Below are 25024 nucleotides of genomic sequence, written 5' to 3'. Positions count from 1 at the left end.
CGGCGGCAGGTAGAGAGATAGCAGGGTTCGAAGAATTTCGCCGTTGCCGGCGCTTCGCAAGAAGGGCGGGCAGGGGCGGAATAAAGAAGTGTCTCGGGGCCAACAAGTCCGTGGAGTATCCGCGGCGCCTCACGAGCACAAACTAAAGGAGCATTCACATGCCCAAAATGAAGACCAAGAGCAGCGCGAAAAAACGTTTCCGCGTTCGTCCCGGTGGCACCGTCAAGCGCGGTCAAGCCTTCAAGCGTCACATCTTGACGAAGAAGACCACCAAGAACAAGCGTCACCTGCGTGGTGCAGTCGCAGTGCATGAGACCAACATGGTTTCTGTCGCCGCCATGCTGCCCGGCCGTGGCATCTAACTCAGACGAACAAGGAGTACACACATGCCTCGCGTCAAACGTGGTGTAACGGCTCGCGCCCGCCACAAGAAAGTTCTCGCACTCGCCAAGGGTTTCCGCGGTCGCCGCGGCAATGTCTTCCGCATCGCCAAACAGGCGGTGATGAAGGCTGGGCAATATGCCTACCGTGACCGTCGCACCAAGAAGCGCGTGTTCCGTCAACTGTGGATCGCGCGTATCAACGCCGCCTCGCGTGAACTGGGCCTGACCTACAGCCAGTTCGCAAACGGCATCCGCAAGGCCGGGATCGAGATCGACCGCAAGATGCTTGCGGACATCGCAGTGCACGACAAGGCCGCTTTTGCCGGCATCGTGGAGCAGGTCAAGGCCAAGCTGGCTGCTTGATTCTGCACAGCAGGGGTGCCGCCTTCGGGCGGCTTCCTGCGCCCACGACACAAGGGCTGGCGCTTGAAAAGGCTCCAGCTCTTTTTTTATTTCCCCGCCTAATTTTTGTTGCTATGAACGAGTTGGACTCCCTTGTCGACACCGCCCGCGCCGCCTTCGCCGAAGCGAAAACGCCCGCCGAGCTCGAAAACGCCAAGGCCCAGTTCCTCGGCAAGTCGGGCCGCATCACCGAGCTGATGAAGGGCATGGCCGCGCTCAGCGTCGACGAGAAGAAGTCGCGCGGCGCCGCCATCAACGTGGCCAAGCAGGCCATCGAAGCCGCGCTGACCGAACGCCGCCAGCAGCTCGCCGACGAAGAGCTTTCGCTGCAGCTGCGCGCCGAGGCGCTCGACGTGAGCCTGCCCGGCCGCCGCCGCATTCCTGGGGGGCTGCACCCCGTGAGCCGCACGCTGGAGCGCATCGAGGAGATCTTCTCGAGCATGGGCTTCGACGTGGCCGACGGCCCCGAGATCGAGAGCGACTGGCACAGCTTCACCTCGCTCAACAACCCGCCGAACCATCCGGCGCGTTCGATGCAGGACACCTTCTATGTCGACCTGAACGGCGACGACGGCATTCCCTACAACCTGCGTCCGCACACCAGCCCGATGCAGGTGCGCTATGCGCACCAGCACATCAAGAAGTACGCTGCCGAATTCGCGGCGGCCGCGGCCGACACCACCGGCACCGTCAAGGCGCCCGAGATCCGCGTGATCGCGCCGGGCCGCACCTACCGCGTCGACAGCGACGCCACGCACTCGCCCATGTTCCACCAGTGCGAAGGCCTGTGGCTCGGCGAGAACGTGAGCTTCAAGGACCTGAAGGTCGTGTTCACCGACTTCTGCCGCACCTTCTTCGAAAGCGACGACCTCGTGCTGCGTTTCCGTCCGAGCTTCTTCCCGTTCACCGAGCCCAGCGCGGAGATCGACATCCAGTTTGCGAGCGGCCCGCTGGCCGGCCGCTGGCTCGAGGTTGCGGGCTCGGGCCAGGTGCATCCGAACGTGGTGCGCAACATGGGGCTGGATCCCGAGCGCTACATCGGCTTTGCCTTTGGCATGGGCCCCGACCGGCTCACCATGCTGCGCTACGGCGTGAACGACCTGCGGCTGTTCTTCGACGGCGACTTGCGCTTTCTCTCGCAGTTCCAGTAAGCACCCGTCCACAGCAATAAATACGAATACGAGATCGAAGAGATGCAATTCCCGGAATCCTGGCTGCGCGAGTTCTGCAATCCGCCCCTCGGCAGCGCCGAGCTGGCCGAAACGCTCACCATGGGCGGTTTCGAGGTCGAAGAGCGCCGCCCCGTGGCGCCGCCCTTCAGCCGCATCGTGGTCGGCGAAATCAAGGAAGCCGTGCAGCACCCCAACGCCGACCGCCTGCGCGTGTGCCAAGTCGACGCGGGGCAGGGTGCCTTGCTCAACATCGTGTGCGGCGCACCCAATGCGCGCGTCGGCATCAAGGTGCCCTGCGCGCTGGTCGGCGCCGAACTGCCGCCCGGTGAAGACGGCAAGCCCTTTCTCATCAAGCTCGGCAAGCTGCGCGGTGTCGAGAGCCAGGGCATGCTGTGCTCGGCGCGCGAGCTGAAGCTCAGCGAAGACCACGGCGGCCTGCTCGAACTCGATGCCGACGCACCCATTGGCGCCGACGTGCGCGACGTGCTCAAGCTCGACGACGCTTTGCTCACGCTCAAGCTCACGCCCAACCTCGCGCATGGCCTGAGCGTGTACGGCGTTGCGCGCGAGCTCGCGGCGTTGACCGGTGCGCCGCTCAAGACACCCGCCATCGCACCGGTGGCCGCGTCGTTTGCCGACGTGCTGCCGGTCAAGGTGGAAGCGCCCGAGCTCTGCGGCCGTTTTTCGGGCCGCATCGTGCGCGGCGTGAACACCCAGGTGGCCACGCCGGCCTGGATGGTCGATCGTTTGGCGCGCTGCGGCCAGCGCAGCGTGACGCCGCTGGTCGACATCTCGAACTACGTCATGTTCGAGTACGGCCAGCCCAGCCACATCTTCGACCTCGACAAGATCCACGGCGGCCTCACGGTGCGCTGGGGCAAGGCGGGCGAGCAGCTCAAGCTGCTGAACGGCAACACCATCGGCGTGGACGACAAGGTCGGCGTGATTGCCGACGACCAGGCCGTCGAATCGCTCGCCGGCATCATGGGCGGCGATGCCACCTCGGTGTCCGACGGCACGCGCAACATCTACGTCGAGGCTGCGTTCTGGTGGCCCGAAGCCGTCCAGGGGCGCTCGCGCCGCTTCAACTTCTCGACCGATGCGGGGCATCGCTACGAGCGCGGCGTCGATCCGAGCCGCACGGTGGAAATCATCGAGCGCATCACGCAGCTGATCATCGAGATCTGCGGCGGCCAGGCCGGCGCCATGGACGACAAGATCCTGAACGTGCCCGAAGCCATGCCCGTCACGCTGCGCGTGGCGCGTGCGGCGCGCGTCATCGGCATGCCGCTCACGCAGGCGCAATGCGCCGACGCGCTGCGCCGCCTCGGCTTTGTGCTGCGCGAAGGCGAGGGCACGCTGACCGTCACGCCGCCGCCGCACCGCTTCGACCTGCTGATCGAGGAAGACCTGATCGAAGAGGTCGCGCGCCTGATCGGCTTCAACAACCTGCCGACCAACGCGCCGCTCGCGCCCATCACCGCGCGCGTGCGGCCCGAGGCCCGGCGCAGCCGCTTCGCGGTGCGCCGCAGCCTGGCGGCGCTCGGCTACCAGGAAACCATCAACTTCAGCTTCGTCGAGGCGCACTGGGAGCAGGACCTCGCCGGCAATGCCAAGCCGGTGAAGCTCCTCAACCCCATTGCCAGCCAGATGAGCGTGATGCGTTCGTCCTTGCTCGGCTCGCTGCTGCAGGTGCTCAAGTTCAACCTCGACCGCAAGGCACCGCGCGTGCGCGTGTTCGAAGTGGGCCGCGTGTTCATGCGCGACGACAGCGTGGCCACCACCGACAGCACCGTGCGCGGCGTCGACCAGCCCATGCGCGTGGCCGGCCTTGCCTGGGGCGATGCGGAAGAAGCGCGCTGGGACGGCAAGCCGCAGCGCGTCGACTTCTACGATGCCAAGGGCGACGTCGAAGCACTGCTCGCACCGCGGGTGCCCAGCTTCGAGCCGGCCGAGCATCCGGCCCTGCACCCCGGCCGCTCGGCGCGCGTGCTGGTCGACGGCAAGGCCATCGGCTTCATCGGCGAACTGCATCCGCGCTGGCGCCAGAAGTGGGACTTCGCGCTGGCGCCGGTGCTGTTCGAGCTCGACCTCGACGCCGTTGCCGCGCGCCCTGTGCCCGTGGCGCGGCCGGTGCCCAAGCACCAGGCCGTGGAGCGCGATATTGCGGTGGTGGTGGCCGAAGCCGTCACGCACAATGCGTTGATGCAGGCCATTCAATCGGCGGCAGCGGGCAAGGGGCTGCTGCGCGACGCCACGCTGTTCGACATCTACCGTCCGCAACCCGTGCGCGACGGTGCGGTGCCGGCATCGGGCGGCCTGGCGCAGGGAGAAAAGAGCATGGCGGTTCGCCTCAGCTTCCAGGACGACAGCGCCACGCTGACCGACGAGCAGGTGGAACCGGCCGTGCGCGCCATCGTCGAACAATTGAGCGCCAAGCTCGGCGCACGCCTGAGAGGTTGATGAGAATGAACGCTGCGGAATTCACGCTCGAAGCCCTCGAAACGCCCGCACTCACCAAGGCGCACCTGGCCGATCTGCTGTTCGAGCAGATCGGCCTCAACAAGCGCGAGTCCAAGGACATGGTCGAGGCGTTTTTCGACCTCATCGCCAACAGCCTGATCGAGGGCACCGACGTCAAGATCTCCGGCTTCGGCAACTTCCAGATCCGCGTGAAGGCGCCGCGGCCGGGCCGCAACCCGCGCACCGGCGAGGCCATTCCCATCGGCGAGCGCCGCGTCGCCACCTTCCATGCGAGCGCCAAGCTCAAGGAACAAATCCACGGAAGCATCGAGCAGAGCGGCACTTCCGAGGTCGAGTGGAGCCTGGGCGCCGAATAAGTGCTTGGTGCCCTGCGCGTGCGTAGAGTAATCTCTAAGGTTTCCCGCGCACGGTCTTGATTTCAATGGAGAAAACGCTCCCGCCCATTCCCGTCAAACGCTACTTCACCATTGGTGAGGTGGGCGAGCTTTGCGGCGTCAAGCCGCACGTGCTGCGCTATTGGGAGCAGGAGTTCACGCAACTGCGGCCCATGAAGCGGCGCGGCAACCGGCGCTACTACCAGCACCACGAGGTGCTCATGATCCGCCGCATCCGCGACCTGCTCTACGACCAGGGCTTCACCATCAGCGGCGCGCGCAACAAACTGCAAGAACTCGTGCAGGGTGAACGCGACCGCCGCAAGGCCGGCGTGGTGCCGCTCGAGGGCATGGAGGCCGTCGAGATCGACCAGGAAGAGTTCGACGCGGCCATCCACCAGGAAGAAGACAAGACCAGCCCCGTGGCCGAGTCCAAGGCAGCGGCTCGCAGGGTCGATCCGTCGCAGCTGCTGCACCTGCGACGCGAGCTTTTTGAAATTCGTGAGCTGCTGACCATCGGACGGTGATTTCCGCCGGCTATAATTGAGAGCTTCGGTGTGTGGCGCAGCCTGGTAGCGCACTTGCATGGGGTGCAAGGGGTCGAAGGTTCGAATCCTTTCACACCGACCAACAAAACGTCCAAGGGCGTCCGGAATCATCCTCCGGACGCCCTTTTTCATTGGGGAAATTGGCGAATCGTGTCCGGAGGCATACACTGAAATCCGGTGACTGCCAGTGCCAAGTGGGGGGACAAAAGGGGGGACAAACCGCCTGAACCCCTCGGAACGGTGGTTTTGTACCCCCACCCCCTGGATGTACCCCATGCCGTTGACCGATGCCGCATGCCGTAACGCCTCCTGTCCGCCTGATCGCAAGCGGGCCCGCTACGCCGACGCAGGCGGCCTCTATCTGGAAGTCTCAGCTTCGGGTTCTCGCCGATGGTTCTGGAAGTTCAGGATCGAGGGAGTAGAGAAGGTCGCGTTCCATTCCGTGGTGTAGATCTGCGTCCAGTGCGCTCGTGGGAAGGTCATGAAGGCCAGCACGTCGTTCTCCGCGTCGTCCGTCAGCGAGCCGAGCTTTGGGAACTTGTCTCGGAGCTGATCAGCCACCGAGCGCCATTGCGCCCGCGCTGCATCGGCCGAGTCCTGCACTGCTGGATTCCACCGACCTCTGACCGAAAAAAAGCCGCGTACACACGTCGATTCAGCTACTCATCTGCCGACCTCAACCTTGGGTGCCGCGTCGGTGGCGCTGTTGGAAATTGGCCTCAGTTCTTTGCGCAGAATTTTCCCCACTGCTGATTTGGGCAGCGACTCGAGGAAAGTGATGTGGCGAGGCACCTTGTATGCGGCAAGGAGCTTGCGGCAATGCGCTTCCAACTCTTCCGCCCCCAGCCCAGGTACGCGTCGGACGACGAAGAGATGAGGGGCCTCCGCCGAGCGCTCGTCGGGTACCCCGACGCACGCGCATTCGAGCACGTCCGGGTGCATGGCGACCACGCCTTCGATTTCGTTCGGGTAGACATTGAAGCCGGAGACCAGGATCATGTCCTTCTTCCGGTCGACGATGTACATCAAACCTTTTGCATCCATGGTGACGATGTCCCCGGTCCGGAACCAGCCGTCTTGCGTGAAAGACCTGCGCGTCTCGTCTTCGCGGTTCCAGTAGCCCGCGAAGACCTGCGGCCCCTTGATCAGCAACTCGCCGGGCGTGCCGAGCGGCACTGGGTCGCCAGCGTCGTCGACGATCAGAACGTCGGTCGAGGGCACAGGCGCACCGATGGTGCCGTTGCGCCCCGGCGCATTGAAGGTGACGCTGGGCGATGTTTCGGTAAGCCCGTAGGCTTCGGTGATGGGCGGGCCGCCGGCTGCAACCCACTTGGCTGCGACGGCCGCCTGGATCGAGGCGCCGGCGCCGATGACCACGTTGCAGCGGGAGAAGTCGATGCCGGATAGCTCGGGCAACGTCACCATGGCATTGAACATCGTGTTGACGCCGATAAGCATGTCGAAAGGCGCCCGCTTGAGCTCGGCGCAAAGCGCCTGGGCGTCGCGCGGGTTGACGACCAAGCGATTGTGGGCGCCGCTGGCAAGGGCCGTCAGAGTCGTCCCGAGCGGAAAGATGTGATACAGCGGCAGCGGCGTCACGATCTCGAAATTGTCGATGTCGAGTGCCAATCCCAGCCATGACCGCATCTGCAGTGAGCTGGCAAGCACGCTACGGTGTGTCAAACAAGCGCCCTTGGAAACACCTGTCGTGCCGCCGGTGTACTGGAGAAAGGCCAGGTCGGACGGGCGCATCTGCTCGCTGGCGAAGTCGGCGTCCGGCAGCGCGGCGGTCGCGTCGCGCAAGCTGACGACGCGGGGGCCATCGCTCAAGACAGTCGCACTCGCATCGCTGGCCGTCGCGAACAATGCTTGCTTCACCTCTTGCATCGGCACGGTCATGACATACCGAACCTGTGTCTGGCCGAGGACCTCGGTGACCACACCCATGAACGGCTCGGCAGCCACCAGTGCGGAGGCCCCCGAATCGGCCAGCTGGTACGCCAGCTCGCGTGCCGTGTAGAGCGGGTTCATGGTCACCCCCACCATGCCCGCGCGCAGGATGGCGGCCAAAGCCACGGGGTAGATGAGATTGTTGTGCAGCAGCAGGGCCACCCTGTCGCCGCGCTGGAGACCGGCCGCCTGCAGTGCGCGCGCAACGAGCGCCGACGCATGCTCGACCTGGGCGAAGGTCAGCGACTCGCCGGCGCAGGTCACGGCCGTCCTGGCGGCATGCTTCGTGAACGCGCGTTCCAGAAGGGTGACGAGAGTCTCTTGCTCGTCGAGGATGACGTCGCGCGGAAGCCCTGCGGGATAGGCGGCATGCCAGAGTCGGTGTTCCATGGGATCTCCTTCGTGTGGTTGGCGGGGCTCAGGACTGCAGCGCTTCGCGCACGAAATCCATCCGGTCCTGTCCGAAGAACATCTGGTCGCCGACGAAAAGCGTGGGTGCGCCGAACACGCCGCGCTCGACTGCTTCTTGCGTCGCGGCCTTCAGGGCGGCCTTGGTCTCGGGATCCTGCGTCAGGCGCTCGATCTCCGCAGGATCGAATCCGCCTTCGGTCAGGATGCGGGCCGTGAGTTGCGCATCGTTCAGGTTGAGCGCGTCGATCCAGAGTGCCTTGAACACGCAGCCGAGCAGTTGCTGCAGCTGCTCGGGGCGGCGCAGCTGAATGCCGGTGACCGCGCGCATGAGGAACAGCGTGATGACCGGGAAGTGCGGATTGCCCTGGAACGGCACGCCATACCGGCGCGCGTGGCGCTCGTAATCCATCTGTGTATAGCGCCCCTTGACGGGGATGGTGGCCGGCGAGGCGTTGCCGGTGGCCTGGTAGACGCCGCCCAGCAGCATCGGACGGTAGACGAGCTCGGCGCCGTGGCTCGCGCACAGGCCAGGCAACTGCGTCCACGCCAGGTACGACGAGGGGCTGCCGACATCGAAGAAAAAATCAACCGACTTGCGCATTCATGACTCCTTTAAGTTAACGAACGTTTGATAAACGGACGCTATGTGATTAGTGGAGTCCCGTCAACGGGGTTTCACTGGGTTTTTCTGCGATTGACAAACGAACGTTCAACAATTAACGTGCAATGACTTAACGAACGTTTTTTAAAGGAGACCGTATGGACCCATCAGCCAACCACCGCGGCGTGGCTCTCGTCGTCGGCGCGGGCGACGCCACCGGCAGCGCGATCGGCGCGCGCTTCGCTCGCGAGGGCTACGTCGCATGCCTGACGCGGCGATCGGCCGACAAACTGGAGCCCGCCGTCGAGCGCATTCGCGCGGCCGGCGGCCAGGCGTTCGGCTACGGCAGCGATGCGCGCAAGGAGGACGACGTTGTCGCCCTCATCGACCTGATCGAGAAGGAGCGCGGCCCGATCGAGGTGATGGTGTTCAACATCGGCGCCAACGTGCCCAGCAGCATCCTGGAGGAGACGGGGCGCAAGTACATGAAGATTTGGGAGATGGCCGCCTTCAGCGCCTTCCTGAATGCGCGCGAGGCTGCCCGCAGGATGGTCGTACGTGGGCGTGGCACGATTCTCTTCACCGGCGCGACGGCCGGCATCCGCGGCTCGGCGAATTTCGCGGCCTTTGCGGGGGCCAAGCATTCGCTGCGCGCCCTGGCCCAGAGCATGGCGCGCGAACTCGGCCCGCGCGGCATCCACGTGGCCCACATCGTGGTCGATGGCGCGATCGATACGGAGTTCATCCGCAGCAACTTCCCTGAACGCTACGCGCTGAAAGAGCAGGGCGGCATCCTGAACCCCGAGCACATCGCGGAGAACTACTGGTACCTGCACACCCAGCCTCGAGACGCCTGGACCTTCGAGATGGACCTGCGCCCCTACATGGAAACCTGGTGAAAGACACATGAAAACACGCATCACTGAACTCTTCGGCATCCGCCACCCGATCATCCAGGGCGGCATGCACTATGTCGGCTTCGCTGAGCTGGCCGCGGCCGTGTCCAACGCCGGCGGGCTCGGGCTCATCACGGGCCTCACGCAACGGACACCCGAGCTCCTGGCCAAGGAAATCAGCCGCTGCCGCGAGATGACAGACCAGCCCTTCGGCGTGAACCTCACGTTCCTGCCGACCCTGTCGTCGCCGCCATACCCCGAGTACATCGCGGCCATTGCCGAAGGCGGCGTTCGCATCGTCGAGACGGCGGGGCGCAGCCCCGAGGCCTACATGCCCGCGTTCAAGAAGGTGGGCATCAAGGTGATCCACAAGTGCACCTCGGTGCGGCACGCGCTGAAGGCTGAAGCGATCGGATGCGACGCCGTGAGCGTGGATGGTTTCGAGTGCGGCGGCCACCCGGGCGAGGACGACCTGCCGAACATGATCCTGCTGCCGCGCGCGGCCGAGGAGCTGAAGATTCCGTTCGTCGCCTCCGGCGGCATGGCCGATGCGCGCAGCCTGGTGGCGGCGCTGGCACTGGGCGCGGAGGGCATGAACATGGGCACGCGCTTCGTGGCCACGCAGGAAGCGCCGATCCACCAGAACGTGAAGGACGCCATTGTGGCGGCCACCGAGCTGGACACGCGGCTGGTGATGCGGGGGCTGCGCAACACGGAGCGCGTGCTGACCAATTCATCGGTCGAGCAGCTGATCCGGATCGAGAAGGAAAAAGGAGCCGATCTCAAGTTCGAGGACATCATCGACCAGGTCGCGGGGGTCTACCCGCGCGTGATGCTGCAAGGCGAGATGGATGCCGGCGCGTGGAGTTGCGGCATGGTGGTCGGCCTGATCAACGACATTCCGACGGTGCAGGAACTCATCGATCGCATCATGGAAGAGGCCGAGCAGCTGATCGTTCAGCGGCTCGCCGGTTTCCTGGAGCCTGCGCTGGCCTAGCCTTGGACATTCACTGGCTCGCTGCGAAGCGGGCCGGCGACTCACACCCTCTAGGCCAGGTAGCGTTCGCGCAACAACTTCTTGTAGAGCTTGCCGGTCGCGTGCCGAGGAAAGTCGGACTCGAAATCGATGCTTCTCGGCACCTTGAGCGAGCCGAGTAGCTCGCGGCAGCGGGCCTTCAGCGCCTCCGCGACGGCCGGGCCCGCGAAGTCCGGACGCGCCGGCTGGATGACTGCCTTGATCTCTTCACCGTACTCGTCGTTCGGCACCCCGAAGACCGCGGCGTCGGCGACACGGGGGTCCTGCAGCAGCACGTCCTCGATCTCCTGCGGATAGATGTTGACCCCGCCCGAGACGATGACGAAGTCCTTGCGGTCGGTCAGGTAGAGATAGCCATCGCTGTCGAGATGGCCGATGTCGCCGAAGGAGCGCCATCCCTGCGGACTCGTCGCCGCACGGGTCTTGGCAGGGTCGTTCCAGTACGCGAACTGCGCGTCGCTCTCGAAATGAACGTTCCCGGTTTCGCCCGGCGGCAGCTCGCGGCCAGCGTCGTCCAGGATGTGCAGGATGCCATCGGTCGCGCGCCCGACCGAGCCCTTGTGCTGGAGCCATTCGCGCGAGCTGATGGCCGTGGCGCCAATGCCCTCCGTGCCCGAGTAGTACTCATGCAGGACCGGCCCCCACCAGTCGATCATCGCCTGCTTGACGTGGACCGGGCAGGGCGCCGCGCCGTGGACCGCATGGGTCATGGAGGCGGTGCTGTAGCGGTTGCGTACCTCCGTATCGAGGCGCAGCAGGCGGTGGAACATGGTCGGCACCCAGAGCGAATGCGTGCATCCGAACTGCCCGATGGCGGCGAGCGCGCGCTCGGCATCGAACTTCGCCATCACGATGCTGGTGGCGCCCGCATGGATGGCTGCCGACAGGAACCGGTTGGGTGCGCTGTGATAGAGCGGCGACGTGGACAGGTAGACCGAGGAGGCGTCGAGCGCGAACGACCGCGCCACCGCGGCGTTGCGGTTGTCGACCGCATCGAAGGCACCCTCGAAGGGCGGCTTGCGCACGCCCTTGGGCCGGCCGGTTGTGCCCGATGAATACAGCATTTCGCGGCCTGGCGCGGGCATGGGCGGCAGGCCGTCCGGCGCAGCGAGAAAGTGCGTCTCCCAGCGTTCCATGGCCGAATCCGCAAAGCCGATACCGATGCGCCGTGCGCCGCCGAGGTCCAGCGACGAGGCGGCGTCGGCGCTCATGCAGGCCGACGATACGATGGCAACCGACGCCGTCGAGTCCCTGGTGATGTACGAGAAATCCGAAGCCGACAGCCGCGTCGAGGCCAGCACGTAATAAAGCCCGATGCGCTGCGCGCCGAGCGCAAGCAAGAGCAGGTCGGGCGAGTTCTCGATGCACAGGACGATGCAGCCGTTGCGCTCCAGGCCGAGCCGCAGCAAGGCGTTGGCCGCGCGGTTCGCTTCGCGCTCGAGCTGCGAAAAGCTGAACGCCTCGCCGGATTCGAGAAACCGCACGGCCACCTTGTCGGGCGTGATCCGTGCGAAGTGGCTCAGGTGGTGCATGCCGCCCCTGTCAGAGCAGCTCGACGGCCGGCTCCATCAGTGCCGACGAACCAGCCCGGATCTCGCCGCACAGCGCCGCTGTCTGCGGCAGCAGCCGCTGGAAGTAGAAGCGGGCCGTGGCGATCTTCGATGCATAGATCGGGTCGGTGGAGCCGGCGTTCCTGAACGCGACCTCGGCCATCCTCGCCCAGGTCCAGGCGAGCGCCAGATGCCCGACCAGCCGCAGGTAGGGCGCGGCCGCGGCGCCTGCCGCATGCGGGTCGTGCGCCGACGTGGCCACGAGCTCGCTGGTCAGCTGCCTGATGTCGGCAGCCAGTGCGGCGAGCGGCTCCGCGAATTCGCGCATCGCCTCGCGGGGGCCGCAGGTCTCGGCGAATGCGCCGGCCATGTCCAGGAAGGCGCCCATCTGCCGGCCCCGATCGGCCAGCACCTTGCGCCCGAGAAGGTCCATGGCCTGCACGCCGTTCGTTCCCTCGTACAGGCCCACGATGCGCACGTCGCGCAGGTGCTGCTCCACGCCGTTCTCGCGGATGTAGCCGTGCCCGCCGAACACCTGCATGGCGAGCAGCGTGCCTTCCACCGCGAGGTCACTCGACAGCGCCTTCACGAGCGGGGTCAGGAGGCCGAGCAGTTCGGCCGTCTCGTTGCGCCTCGCGGGGTCGGGATGAAGGCGCTGGAGATCGCTCAGCTGCGCGGTCCACAGCGCCAGGGCGCGCGCGCCCTCGATGTTCGCCTTCTGGGTGAGCAGCATGCGGCGCACGTCGGCATGCCCGATGATCGGATCCGCCACCTCACTGGACGATCTCGCTCCGCTGGTGCGGCCCTGCAGGCGATCCTTCGCATAGGCCAGGGCCTTCTGGTAGGCCGCTTCCATCAGGCCGATGGCGATCATGCCGACCAGCACGCGCATGTGGTTCATCTGCACGAACATGCCCGCCAACCCCTTGTTGGGTGCACCCAGCAGCCAGCCGGTCGCACCGTCGAAGTTGATGGTGCAGGTCGAATTTCCGTGGATGCCCAGCTTGTGCTCGATGGAGCCGCAGACCACCCCATTGCGTGCGCCCGCCGCGCCGTTCGCATCGGGAATGAACTTCGGCACGATGAAAAGAGAGATGCCCTTCACGCCGGGCGGCGCATCGGTGATGCGCGCGAGCACCAGGTGCATGATGTTGCCGGTCAGGTCCTGCTCGCCGCCCGAGATGAAGATCTTGCTGCCGGTGATGCTGTAGCTGCCGTCGGGCTGCGCCACGGCGCGGGTGCGCATCAGGCCCAGGTCGGTGCCCGCATTGGGCTCGGTCAGGCACATGGTGCCGGCCCACTCGCCCGAGGCGATCTTCGGCAGGTAGAGCGCCTTCTGTTCCTCCGATCCGTTGGCCGACACGTTCACATAGGTGGCATGCGACATGCCGGGGTAGGAGGCCCACGCCATGTTCGCGCCGCCGAAGACTTCGTAGACCGCATTGGCCACGACCGAAGGGAAGCCCTGGCCGCCGAACTCGGGGCTGCACGCGAGGCCGGCCCAGCCGTTCTTCGTGAACTCGTCATAGGCCTTCTTGAAGCCCGGCGGCGTCTGCACCACGCCGGGCGAGGGCATGCTGCAACCGTGCGCATCGCCCGGCGCGTTGAGCGGCGCGATCACCTCGGAGGCGAACTGGCCGGCTGCGGCGAGCACCTGGTCGATGGTCCCGGCATCGAGCTCCGGCTGACCGCAGTCCTCCAGCATGGCCGGCACCTGGAGCAGCTCATGCAATACGAATTGAATGTCACGCAGAGGGATCTGATACGTCATGGTGCTGCTCCTTGCGTCAGGCCACTTCGAACAGGCCCGCGGCACCCATGCCGCCGCCGACGCACATCGTCACCACGACGAAGCGTGCGCCGCGCCGCCTGCCTTCGATGAGCGCATGTCCCACCAGCCGCGAGCCGGTCATGCCGTAGGGGTGTCCGATGGTGATGCCGCCGCCGTTGACGTTCAGCTTGCCGGGATCGATGCCCAGCCGTTCGCGCGAGTACAGCACCTGGCAGGCAAAGGCCTCGTTCAGTTCCCAGAGGCCGATGTCGCTCACCTTGAGCCCGTGGGTCTTCAGCAGCTTGGGCACCGCCAGGACCGGGCCGATGCCCATCTCCTCGGGCGCAAGGCCGGCGACCGCGATGCCGCGGTAGATGCCCAGCGGCTTGAGCCCGCGGCGCTCGGCGACCGTGCGCTCCACCAGCACGCAGGCCGATGCGCCATCCGACAGCTGGCTCGAGTTGCCGGCCGTGATGACGCCGCCTTCGATGACGGGCTTCAGCTTGGAAAGGCCTTCGAACGTGGTGTCGGGGCGGTTGCCTTCGTCGCGATCCAGGGTCACGTCGCGCAAGCTGACCGTGCCTGTCTCTTTGTCGGCCACGGCCATGCGCGCCGCGATCGGCACGATCTCGTCGTCGAACAGGTGGCGCTCCTGCGCCAGCGCGGTGCGGCGCTGGGCTTGCGCGGAATATTCGTCCTGCGCCTCGCGCGAGATGCCGTATTTCTTCGCCACGATCTCGGCCGTGTTCAGCATCGGGATGTAGGCGTGCTGCACGCGCGCGATGAGCAGCGGGTCGGCCTCTTCGCCCACCCACTTCACGAAGGGGTTCTGCACGGCGGAGATGTTCTCCTGGCCCCCGCCCACGGTCACGTCCATGCCGTCGACGATGATCTGCTTGGCCGCCGTCGCGATGGCCATCAGCCCCGAGGCGCATTGCCGGTCCATCGTCTGGCCCGGCACCGACTGCGGCAGTCCCGCCGCGAGCGCCGCGAGGCGTCCGATGTTCATACCGGCGGTGCCGGCGGCCATGGCGCTGCCGATGACCACGTCCTCCACTTCCCCGGGGTTGATGCCTGCGCGCTGAACAGCGTGCTGGATCGCATGGCCCATCAGGGTGGGCGACTTGATGTTGTTCAATGCGCCGCGGAACGCGCGGCCGATGCCCGTGCGCGCGGTGGAAACAATGACGGCTTCTCTCATGAATCAGACTCCAAGGGGTTCGGTGAAAAGGTGGGCGTAGCGGCTCGCGACGACGCTGCGGTTCAGCCGCAGCGCGGGCGTGAGTTCTTCGTCGCCCTGGTGCAGCGAGCGCGGGATGACGCGGATCGTGCGCACGCGATGGTTCTCGGGCAATCGCCCGTTTGCGATCTCCACCTGCGCCGCAATGAGCGCGGTGATCTCGGGCAGGCCGAGCAGGCTGGCGTAGTCGGTGAAGGGCAGCCGGTGCTGCTGCGCATGCTTTCTGATCCGCTCTTCGTCGAGGGCGAGCAGCGCGGCCGAATGCCCGTCTTCCGCCGGCACGACGATCGCATCCGCGATGTAGGCACTGAGCCGGAACGCGTCTTCCGCAATCTCCGGGCTGATGTGTTCGTCTCCCGCGCCGACGGCTCGCGCGCGCACGCGGCCCAGCAGGTGCAAGCGGCCGTGTTCGTCGACACGCCCCAGGTCGCCGGTGCGCAGCCAGCCGTCCGCAAGGGATGCGGCAGCGCCCGGTTCTCCGCGCACCCAATAGGCCGGGCGCGAGACCGGGCCGCGCACCAGCACTTCGCCGTCGGGCGCGAGCTTGAGCTGCGCGCCTGTTTCGATGGGGGCGGACGCAGTCACCTGCGAGCTGCTGGCGGGAACGATCCTGCAGAAGCCGGCTTCGGCCATGCCGTAGCAGTCGAGCATCGGAACGCCGATGGCATCGAACCAGTCGGCGACCTGCGCGGGACTGGAGGCACCGCTCGCAAGAGCGACGCGCACGTTGCGAAGGCCCAGGGCCGAACGTATACGCGCGCGCGTCGTGCGCTGCAGCCAGCCCGGCGGGCGCGGCGCAAGGCAGGCGGCGTACGCGTTGCGGGCAGAAGGCACGGCTTCCTGCATGAACAGCTCGGTCATGCCTTGCAGCTTTTCGAAGAAGCGCGGCGCTGCAAACAGAAAGTGCGGCTCGACCTCCAGCATGTCGTTGAACACCGTGGCCCCGTTCTCCGGCAGGTGGAGCAAGGTTTCGTGCATGAGCATGGCCTTCTGTGCCAGCATGCGTTCGCCGTACTGCGCCAGGGACATGATCGACAGCGCGCGGTCCCCCGGGCGCAGCTGGAGCCAGTGGCTCATGGTGCGCACTTCCCGCAGGACGTCGTGCTGCCGCCGGGCCACCAGCCGCGCCGGCCCGGTGCTGCCGGCCGTGCTCGCCAGGAATGCGATCTGCTCGCCGGTGCCTGCGTCGATTCGGTGGTCGAACAGTGCCGGTTCCCTGGCCGCGGCTTGCGTTCCCTGCGCATGCCATTCGTCGTAGGAACCGACCTGCGGGTCCGTGAAGCGCAGCAGGCCACGAGTCTCGAGCACCACGATGTGGCGCAGTTCGGGGCACGCGTCGCGCACCGCGAGCACCTTCACCAGCTGGTCGGCGTTTTCCACGAAGACCGCGTGCGACCCGGCTTCGGCGAGCGCATGCCCGACTTGCGCGGCCGTGCTGCACGGGTACATGCCATGGGAGATGTAGCCCATGGCCTGCGCCGCCATGTCGACGACCAGCCACCGGGGCCGATTGTCCGAGAGCACCGAGACCACTTCACCGGCTTGGAGGCCGGCATCGGCCATGGCCAGCCCGATGGCCCGCGCCTCGCTGAAATAGCCGCCCCAGGACAGCCCCTGCCAGATGCCGCGCTCCTTGTGGCGCAGCGCGGGCCTGTCGCCCCATTCGGCGCAGCGGCGACGCCACAGCTGGGGCAGCGTCGCGAGGCGCGCCTCGTCCGCGGCCAGGGATGCCGACACGTGGATCACAGGGCGCTCTTGGCCGGATCGACCACGCTCGACCGTGCAGTCCAGCGGCCCTGCACGACCTGCTCGACCCGGGTCCATTCCGGGTCGATGTGGTTGTTGGCGAAGCGCTGCGTGTCGTACGACGCCACGCCCTTGAAGGTGGATGCCTGGAGCGCCTTCACCAGCTTGTCGGTCGTCAGGTCGCGGCCCGCATTGCGCACCTCCTGCAGGAACCAGCTGGTGTAGTCGTAGAAGGCAGCAGCCACGTCGTCCGGCTCGGCCTTGAAGCGCTTGCGGTAGCCCTCGGCCCATGACTTCTCGGCGGCCGTGGCCTGGTCGGGCGTCGCGATGCGCCAGGTGCCGACGCCGTACACGCCTTCCATCGCGTCCTTGCCGAGGGTGACCGTGAGGCCCGCGCGGCCCGGGCTGGCCGTCAGCACGTTGACGCCGGCGAGGCCGAGCTTCTTCACTTCGGCCGCCACCGCGATGGTCTCGCGCGTGGTGGTCGCGCAGACGATGAGGTCCACGCCCGCGGCCTGCATGCGCGCGACGTGGGAGGAGAAATCGAGATCGCCGACCTTGTAGCTGGCTTCGGCCGCGAGCGGCATGCCCTTGGCTGCGAGCGCTGCCTTCACGCCCTTGCCAACCAGGTCGCCGAAGGGCCCTTCCTGGTAGACGAAGCCGACCTTCTTGCTGCCCAGGTTGCCGGTAGCCCACTTGACGGCAGACGAGGTCGTGCTGTCGTAGTTGAGGTTGGTCGTGAAAAGCAGCGGCGTCTGCCCGGCCGCCTGGCGCACCAGGCCAGAGGCTGCGTAGGGCGCGAAACAGACCACGCCGGCATCTACCGCCTTTTTGACGGTGGCCACGTTCGGGCCGGAGCCGAAGGGGCAGAGCAGGGCGAATACCTCGTCCTTGCGGATCAGCTTGTCCACGGCGCGCACCGCCTGCGAGGGCTGGCTCGCGTTGTCTTCGATCACCAGCCGGATCTTGCGGCCGTTGATGCCGCCGGCCTCGTTGGCCTCGTCGATGCGCATCTGGATGCCGTTGCGGATCACGGGCATGCCGATCGCCACCGGTCCGGAAAGGTCCAGGTGCGTGCCCAGCACGAGTTCCTTGTCGCCCACACCCGCGGCGCGCGCGGACGTTGCGGTCCACAGGGCGCCGGGTGCCACGGCGGCCAGGCTTGTCTTCAGGAGGGTTCGGCGATCGAGTGTCATGGCAGGGTCCTTTTCTCAGTTCCAGGAAGGGCGTCGCCGCGCCGGCCGGATCCCGCCAGCGACGCCTTGCGGCAGGTGGTGCGAAGCCCCACCCAGGTAAAACTCCTTGATGTCTTCGCGCTGCGAGAGGGCCTCGCAGCTGCCGGCGGCGGCCACGCGCCCCAACTCGATGACGTAGCCGTGGTCGGCGGTGGCCAGCGCGATGGCTGCGTTCTGCTCGACCACGAGCACAGCGGTCCTGGTCTGCTCGCGGATGCGCCGGATGATGGCGAAGATGTCCTTGGTGAACAGCGGCGAGAGGCCCAGCGAAGGCTCGTCGAGCAGCAGCAGGCGCGGCCTTCCCATCAGCGCGCGGCTGATCGCGAGCATCTGCTGCTCGCCGCCCGAAAGCAGGCCCGCCTGCTGGCGCTGGCGTTCGCGCAGGCGCGGGAACCAGTCGTACATCTGCTCGATGTCGCGTGCGATTTCCGCGTCCTTCCGGGCGAATGCGCCCATGCGCAGGTTCTCCGCAATGGTGAGGAACGGGAATATCTGGCGACCTTCGGGCACCAGCACCACGCCGCCGCGAGCGACCTCGTCGGCATCCTTGCCGCCGATCAGTCGGCCCTCGAACTCGACGGTTCCGTTGGAGGGCGCGAGCACGCCCGCAATGGTGTTGAGCAGGGTCGTCTTGCCGGCGCCGTTGGCGCCCAGCACCGTGACGATCTGCGCGGCTTGCACTTCGAGGCTCACGCCGTGCAGTGCGCGCACGGGGCCGTACCAGGTCTCGAGATTGCGGACGGAGAGCAGAGAAGTCATGAGATCAGGTCCCAAGGTAAGCCGCAATCACGCGCGGGTCGGCCTGCACTTGCGCCGGCGTGCCATCGGTCAGCACCTGGCCCTGGTCCATCACCACCACCCGGTTGGCCACGGCGGCGACCAGCGACATGTCATGTTCCACCATGACCACGGTGACGCCCAGTTCGGCCTGGATGTCTTCGAGCCAGTATGCGAGCCTGCGCGTTTCCTCGGGGTTCAGCCCGGAGGCGGGCTCGTCCAGCAGCAGCAACCGGGGCTCCGCGGCTAGCGCGCGGCCGAGCTCGACGACCTTGCGCACGCCGTAAGGCAGTTCCGCCACCGGCCGGTGGCGGAAGGGGGCGAGGTCCAGCAGGCGCACGACGTCTTCGACGCGCTCACGCGTGCGGGCTTCTGCGCGCTGCACCGATGGCAGGTTGAGCATCTGCGAGAAGAAGTTGCCGTGGTTCGCGCGATGGCGGCCGAGCAGCAGGTTCTCCAGCACCGTCGCGCCTTCGAACAGCTCGATGTTCTGGAACGTGCGCGCAATGCCCTGGCGGACCACGTTGTGCCGCGCCAGACGCAGGATGTCCTGGCCGTTGAAGCGGATGCTGCCGCTGCTGGCGTCGAACACGCGCGTGATGAGGTTCAGGAGCGATGTCTTGCCCGCGCCGTTCGGTCCGATCACCGCGAGGATCTCTCCCGCGCGAATCGAGAAGCTCACGTCGCGCACGGCCTTGACGCCGCCGAACGACAGGCTCAGGCGCTCGACCTCGAGGAACGCGGCATTCATCGGTAACGCTCCGATTTCATGTAGACCTTGGTCTTGTGGACGCTGCTCTTGCGTACCCACGGGAATTCGGCCAGGACCTTGCGGATGCGAACCCAGCGGGAGTTCAGGCCGCCCGGTTCGAGCAGGACGAAGAAGGTCAGCACGGCGCCGTAGACGAAAAGTTCCAGCCCGAACTGGGCACCCAGCCTTGCGGGCAACGCCTCCTTCAGCGAGGAGATGAACGACGGCAGGAGGCCGATCAGGATCGCGCCGAGGATGGCCCCGCGCAGGCTCCCCAGGCCGCCGATGAACACCATCAGCACGAGTTGCAATGAGAGCGCAAGGCCGAAAGCTTCCGGCGTGATGTGCTGCATCTGGTGGGCGAGCAGTGCACCGGCAAGTCCGGAGCATGCAGCCGAAAGGCTGAAGGCCAGCACCTTGGTGCGCGCGACGTCTATGCCCAGGCCCTGAGCCGCCGCCTCCGAGTCGCGGATGCCGATGAAGGCGCGGCCGGTGGCGGACCGCATCAGGTTGACCAGCAGGATCAACACCACCGCCAGCACCACCAGGCAAAGGAAGTAGAAGGCGCGCGGACCGCCAAGGCTGAGCCCGAACAGCGTCGGGTCCGGCACGGCCATGCCGCTGTGCCCCGCGGTGACGCTCTTCCACCGGCCGAGCACATGCTCGCACACGATGGCGAACGCCATGGTCACCATCGCCAGATGCAGCCCCGACACGCGGATGGCCGGCATGCCGACGAGCAGCCCGCCGAGCGCCGCGCCCGCGGTTGTCAGGAGCAGCGACACCGGCAGCGGCACGCCCTGGGTCAACAGGATGGTGTGGATGTACGCGCCGATGCCGACGAATGCGGACTGGCCGAGCGACACCTGGCCGGTGAAGCCGGTCAGCATCATGAGGCCGAGGCTCGCGACGCACATGATGAGGATGAAGGTCGCCTCGCCGATGTGGTACGCCGGCAGCATCCATGGCGCGGCCACCAGGGCCGCGGCGAGCAGGCCGTACGCGAGGCGCTCGTGCTTGCCGCGCAGCAGCCGCCGGCCGTCTTCGAATCCCGTTTCGTAGCGTGCCATGGTGTCAGACCCTCCGGCCGTGGCTTTCGCCCAGGATTCCGCGCGGATACAGGACGAGAACCGCAATGAGCACGAGGTAGGGTGCCACGTCCTTCACGCCGTCGGGCAGGTAGACGCCCGCGAACTGTTCGATGAGGCCGATGAGGAGCCCACCGACGACGGCGCCCGGCGCGCTCCCGAAGCCGCCGAGAACCAGCGCCGCCAGCGCCTTGAGCATGACGAACCACAGGCCCAGGTCGACCAGCGTGATGGGCGCAAGCAGCAGCCCGCACAGCGCGGCAATGGCACCGGAGATGGCCCACACCAGCGAGTTGAGCCGCTTCACGCGCACGCCGCAGAGATAGGCCGCCAGCTGGTTCTGCGACGTCGCGTGGATGGCGATGCCGAGCGTGGTGCGGCGCAGGAAGTAATACAGGAGCGCGGTCACGCCCATGGCGGCGCCGACGATCACCAGGTTGAGTTCGGCCACCACGCTGCCGCCGAGCTGCATGGATTGGCCCGTCCATGGCGTGGGATAGCTGCGCGACTCGGGCCCGAAGAACATGCTGACGCCGCCGCGGATCATGAAGCCGATCCCGATGGTGAGCATGACGCCCGAGAACTGCGGACGGCCGACGATCCTGCGCATGATCTTCGCTTCCAGCAGGAAGCACAGCGCGGCCGAGATGCACAGCACGGCGACGAAGCTGAGCCAGAACGGAAGGCCCGCCGCGACGACCAGGCCCCAGCCGAGGAATGCGGAGAGCATCACCACATCGCCCTGCGCGAAGTTGAGGACCTCAGTCGCCTTGTAGCTGAGCACGAGGCCGAGTGCGACGAGACCGTAGATGGCACCGCTGGAGATGCCTTGAACGATCAGCTGGGTCAGTTGGGTCATCGGCTTGGCTTTAAATAACGATCGTTTGATAAACGGTGGTGAACTATAGGTTTGCAATGACGGCAGCGTCAACACGCTGGAGCGGGTTTGCAGCAGGGAGAAACCCTCGCCCGAAGGCTCGACGGACTGATGGGGACACGTTCGTTTACCAAACGATCTAAATGCTATGATGGTGCTCCACGATCTGTAGAGGCTCATTCATGCGCTATCCGGCAAACCACAAAGAGGAAACCCGCAAGAAGCTGCTCGCGAATGCCCGTGCGATCGCCAAGAAGGGCGGCTTCGGTACCACCGGCGTCGATGAACTGATGGCGAGCATCGGCCTGAGCGGGGGGGCGTTCTACGGCCATTTCCCGTCCAAGGAAGCGCTGTTCGCCGAGCTCCTCGAACATGAAATCTCCAACAGCACCGACATGCTGGCCGGGGACCGCGACTCACCGCCCGACCACGTCGCCAAGCGGTTGCGCAGCTACCTGAGTTCGTACCACGCGCTGCACCCCGAAACCGGGTGCGTCCTGCCGGCCCTCGGGCCCGAGATCGCCCGGGCAGGACCCGAAGTGCGTGCGGCCGTCGAGGAGGGGCTGAAGCGCCTGCAGAAGAGCTGGAGTTCGCGCATTGGCGATCCGGACGCGGCCTGGGCGCTGATTGCCCAGTGCGTCGGCGCGCTGGTGTTGTCGCGCGCCGTCGAGTCCGAGCGCACCCGCAAGGAAATCCTGGCCTCCAGCCGCCGCTTCATCGACCAGACGCACGCATTGGACGAGACCCCCGCAAAGCCGTCCAAGGCATCCTGACAGCCGACGCCGATGTTGTCTCGGCGCGCCACTCCTGCAAATGCGCTGATGCAAACGCTCTCTGCACCGCAGGCAAGCGCTGTGCCTGCCGCGAGCCTTCAGCGGTCAGCCTGCACCGACACCAAGGCGCATCAGTTCGCCCGCCTGATCCGGCAGCACTATGACTCGGAACTCAGCAAGGTCGGTCTCAGAATCACGCAGTACCGGCTGTTGACGGAAGTCCTGGCACACGGGCCGGTGCGCCCCTGCGATCTGGCCGAGACGATGTCGCTCTCTCCATCAACGCTGACACGCACTCTCAAGCCCCTCATCTCGACAGGTTGGGTGGAACTTGGACCGGGTACTGACGGGCGCACTCGGAACGTGCGTATCACCGCTGCGGGCCGCGGCAAGTGTGCCGAGGGCATGCCTCACTGGAGTGTGGCCCAAGCCAAAGCGCACCAGTTGATTGGGAGCCGAAATGTCAGCACATTGCATGCGCTCATCGGGGAATGCTTGATGCGCATTTCAGCAGTGGAATGAATGACAGCGGCGGCATCAAAGCCCTTCAGGTTCTTGTGATCGCCCCTTCCAGCCGGCCAGCGCAGCTTCGCCATGGAAGAAGGGGATATTGGGATCGTTGCGGGAGGCGGGGCGATTGACGGCCGTATCCTCAGAAAGAATCAAGCCGACCTGGCCTTCTGCACGGCAGCGGTAGCAGGCGCTGCATGGCTGGAAACTGGCCAATATCGCGCAGGTTGAAGAGACACCGAAAGCCTTCGATCTGCGGCTCGAGGAGTGAGACTGCGGAACTGACCGCGGCGCGCTATCGCAGCGGCGTCGGCTGCTATCTCGACGCGCTGTTCTGGCGCCGGAGCCGACGTCGAGATCGGCGATGCGCCGCCAGGCGAGGGCGCCGTGGCCCTCGTCCAGGTTGGGCTGAAGGAGGCGACAATCTGCTCGCCAATCACCTCGACCAACATGCTCGGCCTACTCGACGACTCGCGCACCTGGCGCTTCGCTTTTTTCTTCACCGCCGCAGTGATCCTCGTCCTGGCCCTGATGCCCAACACGGTGCCGCTGCCCTCGACGGGGTGGGACAAGACCAACCATCTACTTTGGGCGCGAGGCATGGCCGTCGCATCAGCGCATCGTGCTGCCGTCGCTCGTCGGCTACGGCGTGTTGATCGAGGTGCTGCAGTCGTTCACGCCGAATCGCTCGGCCGAGGTGTCCGACGTGGTGGCCGACGCCATGGGCATCATCGTCGGGCGCCTTATCGCCGCGATGCTAAACCGGTGGCGTCCTTGGGGTCGCTGACTCCAATGAGTTGGTCTACCCCTTGGCTCGCTGCATCGTGGGGTGTAAGGGGTAGAGGGCTCGAACCCTTTTTACCCAAACGTCCAAGATGCCAGTGCCAAGTGGGGGGTACCAAATCCAGACGTAGAGCGCTCGGTCGCATTCGCGATCTCAATGCGACCCGGTTGCCGCCGTCCTGACGGGCTCAGCCTGCCAGCCGCCGCCCAGCGCCTTGAATGCACCGACCGCCGCGCGCGCCGATTCCGTTTGCGCTTGCGCTCTTGCATCGGCCACGCGCAGCATGCTCTCGTCGGCCTGCAGCACTTCGATCAGGCTGACCACACCTCGCTCATAGGCCGCGAACGATGCTCCCCGCGCGCGGCCGAGCGATGCCTCTCCCTGCGCAAGCGCGGCGGCCTGTTCCTCGCGCTTGACCAGGGCGGAGAAGGCGTTCTCCACGTCTTCGGTGGCACGCAGCGCGGCGAGCCGGTAGGCCGCGAGCAGCTCCGCGTCCTGCCCCTTGGCGAGCTCGATCTGCGCATCGATGCGCCCGAAGTCGAACAGCCGCCAGCGCAGGCCGAGCAGGGCCGCGGCCTGGCTCGCACCCCCGCTGAACAGGTTGCCGCTGGCCACCGACGTGGCGCTGCCGATCGTTCCCGCGAGCGACAGCTTCGGGTAGTACTCGGCCACGGCCACGCCGATGCGGGCATTCGATGCCGCAAGGCGCCGCTCGGCGGCGATCAGGTCGGGCCGGCGCCGCAGCAATTCGGCGGGCGATCCGGCGGCGCCGATGCGCGGTGCGATGGGAATGGCCGCTGCCGTGGCCAGTTCGGCGCGGTGCGTGCCCGGTGCCGCGCCAAGCATCACGTCGAGCGCATTCATGGCCGCGGCCTCGCCCGCCTCGAGCGCCGGCACCGACGCACGAACCTGCGCCAGCGCGCCCTCGGCCTGGCGCAACTGCAGCTCTGCGGCCAGCCCCTTGCCGTAGCGCAGATCGATCTTCGAGACCAGTTCCTGCTGCGTTGCGACTTGCCGGCGTGCAATGTCCAGGCGGGCTTGCAGGCCGCGCAGGGTGATGTAGATGTCGGCGGTCTGCGCAGCCACGGCCAGGCGCGTGGCGGCCGCGCCGGCCTCCGATGCCTGGTAGTCGGCCAGCGCCGCCTCGCGCCCCCGGCGCAGGCCGCCGAAGATGTCCAGCTCCCAGCTGGCGCCGAGGTTCGCTTCGTAGGCGTTGCCGTAGCGCTCGAAACCCGGCTGCGCATTCAGCACCTGGCCCAGCGGCGTCTCCACCGACTGGTAGGCCCTGGCCGCTTGCGCGCCGAGATTGCCCGAAGGCAGCAGTGCCGCATTCGCCGCACCGAGCCCGGCCCGGGCCTGTGCCACGCGGGCGGAGGCCTGCGCAAGATCGAGGTTCTGCTTCAGCGCTTGTTCGACGTAGCGGGCCAGTTGCGCATCGCCGAAGCCGCTCCACCATGCCACCAGTTCGGCGTTGGCCGTGGCCGATCGCTGGCCAAGCGCCGCCTCGCCGATGAAGCGGTCCGGCAGGTTCGGGGCAGGCCGGACATAGTCAGGCCCGACAGCGCAGCCTGCGAGGAGGCTGAACAGCAGGGGCAGGGCAAGCGTACGGTGGGACATGGGGTTGCTCCGGGTGGCGGACGGTTGGGCAAAAAGAAGTGAGTGACT

The 25024-nt window shown here is 66.5% G+C and carries 23 protein-coding genes, 1 tRNA gene and 2 pseudogenes; 13 read left to right on the top strand and 13 right to left on the bottom strand.

Annotation, left to right across the window (positions count from 1 at the left end; all coding sequences use genetic code 11):
• The first annotated feature begins 158 nt into the window (after positions 1 to 158).
• From rpmI to EJO66_RS32940, 8 genes and pseudogenes are all read left to right on the top strand, one after another.
• Positions 159 to 362, top strand: coding sequence for a 50S ribosomal protein L35 (gene rpmI / locus EJO66_RS08480; RefSeq protein WP_007832497.1), 204 nt, complete (start codon positions 159 to 161; stop codon positions 360 to 362).
• Between the two features lie 24 nt (positions 363 to 386).
• The gene (gene rplT, locus EJO66_RS08475) at positions 387 to 746 is read left to right on the top strand and encodes a 50S ribosomal protein L20 (RefSeq protein WP_012747009.1); all 360 of its coding nucleotides are present in this window, start codon (positions 387 to 389) and stop codon (positions 744 to 746) included.
• A 113-nt stretch (positions 747 to 859) separates the two neighbouring features.
• The gene (gene pheS / locus EJO66_RS08470) at positions 860 to 1936 is read left to right on the top strand and encodes a phenylalanine--tRNA ligase subunit alpha (RefSeq protein ID WP_125965013.1); all 1077 of its coding nucleotides are present in this window, start codon (positions 860 to 862) and stop codon (positions 1934 to 1936) included.
• Between the two features lie 42 nt (positions 1937 to 1978).
• A complete protein-coding gene (pheT, locus tag EJO66_RS08465; RefSeq protein ID WP_125965012.1) occupies positions 1979 to 4420 on the top strand; it encodes a phenylalanine--tRNA ligase subunit beta in 2442 nt (813 codons plus the stop codon).
• Between the two features lie 5 nt (positions 4421 to 4425).
• Complete coding sequence (locus tag EJO66_RS08460; protein ID WP_012747012.1) at positions 4426 to 4797, top strand: integration host factor subunit alpha; 372 nt, start codon at positions 4426 to 4428, stop codon at positions 4795 to 4797.
• A 65-nt stretch (positions 4798 to 4862) separates the two neighbouring features.
• Entirely contained in the window at positions 4863 to 5342 is a 480-nt protein-coding gene (locus tag EJO66_RS08455; protein WP_125965011.1) for a MerR family transcriptional regulator, read from the top strand.
• A 26-nt stretch (positions 5343 to 5368) separates the two neighbouring features.
• Positions 5369 to 5445, top strand: a tRNA-Pro gene (locus tag EJO66_RS08450).
• 192 nt (positions 5446 to 5637) lie between these two features.
• Positions 5638 to 5787, top strand: a pseudogene (locus EJO66_RS32940) (Arm DNA-binding domain-containing protein); the annotation flags it as partial.
• A 17-nt stretch (positions 5788 to 5804) separates the two neighbouring features.
• On the opposite strand, the pseudogene EJO66_RS32935 reads toward EJO66_RS32940, so the two are convergent.
• The 3 genes and pseudogenes from EJO66_RS32935 to EJO66_RS08430 form a co-directional block, all read right to left on the bottom strand.
• Positions 5805 to 5948 (bottom strand): annotated as a pseudogene (locus EJO66_RS32935) (transposase); the annotation flags it as partial.
• A 78-nt stretch (positions 5949 to 6026) separates the two neighbouring features.
• Positions 6027 to 7703: an AMP-binding protein gene (locus EJO66_RS08435; protein ID WP_125965009.1), complete on the bottom strand. Its 1677-nt coding sequence runs from the start codon at positions 7701 to 7703 to the stop codon at positions 6027 to 6029.
• Positions 7704 to 7731: 28 nt separating this feature from the next.
• Positions 7732 to 8325 carry a 2-hydroxychromene-2-carboxylate isomerase gene (locus EJO66_RS08430; protein ID WP_124959336.1) on the bottom strand — a complete coding sequence of 198 codons (594 nt, stop codon included), beginning with the start codon at positions 8323 to 8325 and terminating at the stop codon, positions 7732 to 7734.
• Positions 8326 to 8483: 158 nt separating this feature from the next.
• Between EJO66_RS08430 and EJO66_RS08425 the strand changes: the two genes are divergently transcribed.
• The gene (locus EJO66_RS08425; protein WP_125965008.1) at positions 8484 to 9224 is read left to right on the top strand and encodes an SDR family oxidoreductase; all 741 of its coding nucleotides are present in this window, start codon (positions 8484 to 8486) and stop codon (positions 9222 to 9224) included.
• Between the two features lie 7 nt (positions 9225 to 9231).
• Complete coding sequence (locus EJO66_RS08420) at positions 9232 to 10218, top strand: NAD(P)H-dependent flavin oxidoreductase (protein ID WP_124959338.1); 987 nt, start codon at positions 9232 to 9234, stop codon at positions 10216 to 10218.
• 50 nt (positions 10219 to 10268) lie between these two features.
• Here the strand turns inward: EJO66_RS08420 and EJO66_RS08415 are convergent, their stop codons facing one another.
• Genes EJO66_RS08415 through EJO66_RS08375 form a run of 9 tightly spaced genes read right to left on the bottom strand, consistent with a single transcriptional unit; the run spans position 10269 to position 21274 of the window.
• Positions 10269 to 11789, bottom strand: a complete 1521-nt coding sequence (locus tag EJO66_RS08415) for an AMP-binding protein (RefSeq protein ID WP_125965007.1) — start codon at positions 11787 to 11789, stop codon at positions 10269 to 10271.
• Between the two features lie 10 nt (positions 11790 to 11799).
• The gene (locus EJO66_RS08410) at positions 11800 to 13578 is read right to left on the bottom strand and encodes an acyl-CoA dehydrogenase C-terminal domain-containing protein (protein ID WP_125965006.1); all 1779 of its coding nucleotides are present in this window, start codon (positions 13576 to 13578) and stop codon (positions 11800 to 11802) included.
• Positions 13579 to 13594: 16 nt separating this feature from the next.
• Positions 13595 to 14779 carry an acetyl-CoA C-acyltransferase gene (locus tag EJO66_RS08405; protein ID WP_125965005.1) on the bottom strand — a complete coding sequence of 395 codons (1185 nt, stop codon included), beginning with the start codon at positions 14777 to 14779 and terminating at the stop codon, positions 13595 to 13597.
• Positions 14780 to 14782: 3 nt separating this feature from the next.
• Positions 14783 to 16564 (bottom strand): AMP-dependent synthetase/ligase, encoded by a 1782-nt coding sequence (locus EJO66_RS08400; protein ID WP_164547792.1) that lies wholly within the window; start codon positions 16562 to 16564, stop codon positions 14783 to 14785.
• Positions 16561 to 17760: an ABC transporter substrate-binding protein gene (locus EJO66_RS08395; RefSeq protein WP_125965003.1), complete on the bottom strand. Its 1200-nt coding sequence runs from the start codon at positions 17758 to 17760 to the stop codon at positions 16561 to 16563. Before EJO66_RS08395 ends, EJO66_RS08400 begins: the two co-directional genes overlap by 4 nt.
• A 15-nt stretch (positions 17761 to 17775) precedes the next feature.
• On the bottom strand, positions 17776 to 18558 hold the full coding sequence (locus EJO66_RS08390) for an ABC transporter ATP-binding protein (protein ID WP_125965002.1): 783 nt from the start codon (positions 18556 to 18558) through the stop codon (positions 17776 to 17778).
• Positions 18559 to 18562: 4 nt separating this feature from the next.
• Positions 18563 to 19327 (bottom strand): ABC transporter ATP-binding protein, encoded by a 765-nt coding sequence (locus EJO66_RS08385; protein ID WP_125965001.1) that lies wholly within the window; start codon positions 19325 to 19327, stop codon positions 18563 to 18565.
• Positions 19324 to 20397: a branched-chain amino acid ABC transporter permease gene (locus tag EJO66_RS08380; protein ID WP_125965000.1), complete on the bottom strand. Its 1074-nt coding sequence runs from the start codon at positions 20395 to 20397 to the stop codon at positions 19324 to 19326. Before EJO66_RS08380 ends, EJO66_RS08385 begins: the two co-directional genes overlap by 4 nt.
• Before the next feature lie 4 nt (positions 20398 to 20401).
• The gene (locus EJO66_RS08375) at positions 20402 to 21274 is read right to left on the bottom strand and encodes a branched-chain amino acid ABC transporter permease (protein WP_124959347.1); all 873 of its coding nucleotides are present in this window, start codon (positions 21272 to 21274) and stop codon (positions 20402 to 20404) included.
• A gap of 200 nt (positions 21275 to 21474) precedes the next feature.
• Between EJO66_RS08375 and EJO66_RS08370 the strand changes: the two genes are divergently transcribed.
• From EJO66_RS08370 to EJO66_RS32930, 3 genes are all read left to right on the top strand, one after another.
• Positions 21475 to 22065, top strand: a complete 591-nt coding sequence (locus tag EJO66_RS08370) for a TetR/AcrR family transcriptional regulator (protein WP_125964999.1) — start codon at positions 21475 to 21477, stop codon at positions 22063 to 22065.
• Between the two features lie 48 nt (positions 22066 to 22113).
• On the top strand, positions 22114 to 22587 hold the full coding sequence (locus tag EJO66_RS08365) for a MarR family winged helix-turn-helix transcriptional regulator (RefSeq protein ID WP_125964998.1): 474 nt from the start codon (positions 22114 to 22116) through the stop codon (positions 22585 to 22587).
• A gap of 610 nt (positions 22588 to 23197) precedes the next feature.
• Complete coding sequence (locus tag EJO66_RS32930) at positions 23198 to 23362, top strand: VanZ family protein (RefSeq protein WP_240648546.1); 165 nt, start codon at positions 23198 to 23200, stop codon at positions 23360 to 23362.
• 150 nt (positions 23363 to 23512) lie between these two features.
• Here the strand turns inward: EJO66_RS32930 and EJO66_RS08350 are convergent, their stop codons facing one another.
• On the bottom strand, positions 23513 to 24976 hold the full coding sequence (locus tag EJO66_RS08350; protein ID WP_125964997.1) for an efflux transporter outer membrane subunit: 1464 nt from the start codon (positions 24974 to 24976) through the stop codon (positions 23513 to 23515).
• Positions 24977 to 25024: the final 48 nt, after the last annotated feature.

This window comes from Variovorax beijingensis, from assembly GCF_003951285.1.
GTDB classification, from domain to species: domain Bacteria; phylum Pseudomonadota; class Gammaproteobacteria; order Burkholderiales; family Burkholderiaceae_C; genus Variovorax; species Variovorax beijingensis.
This window is presented reverse-complemented; position numbering and strand designations above follow the sequence as displayed.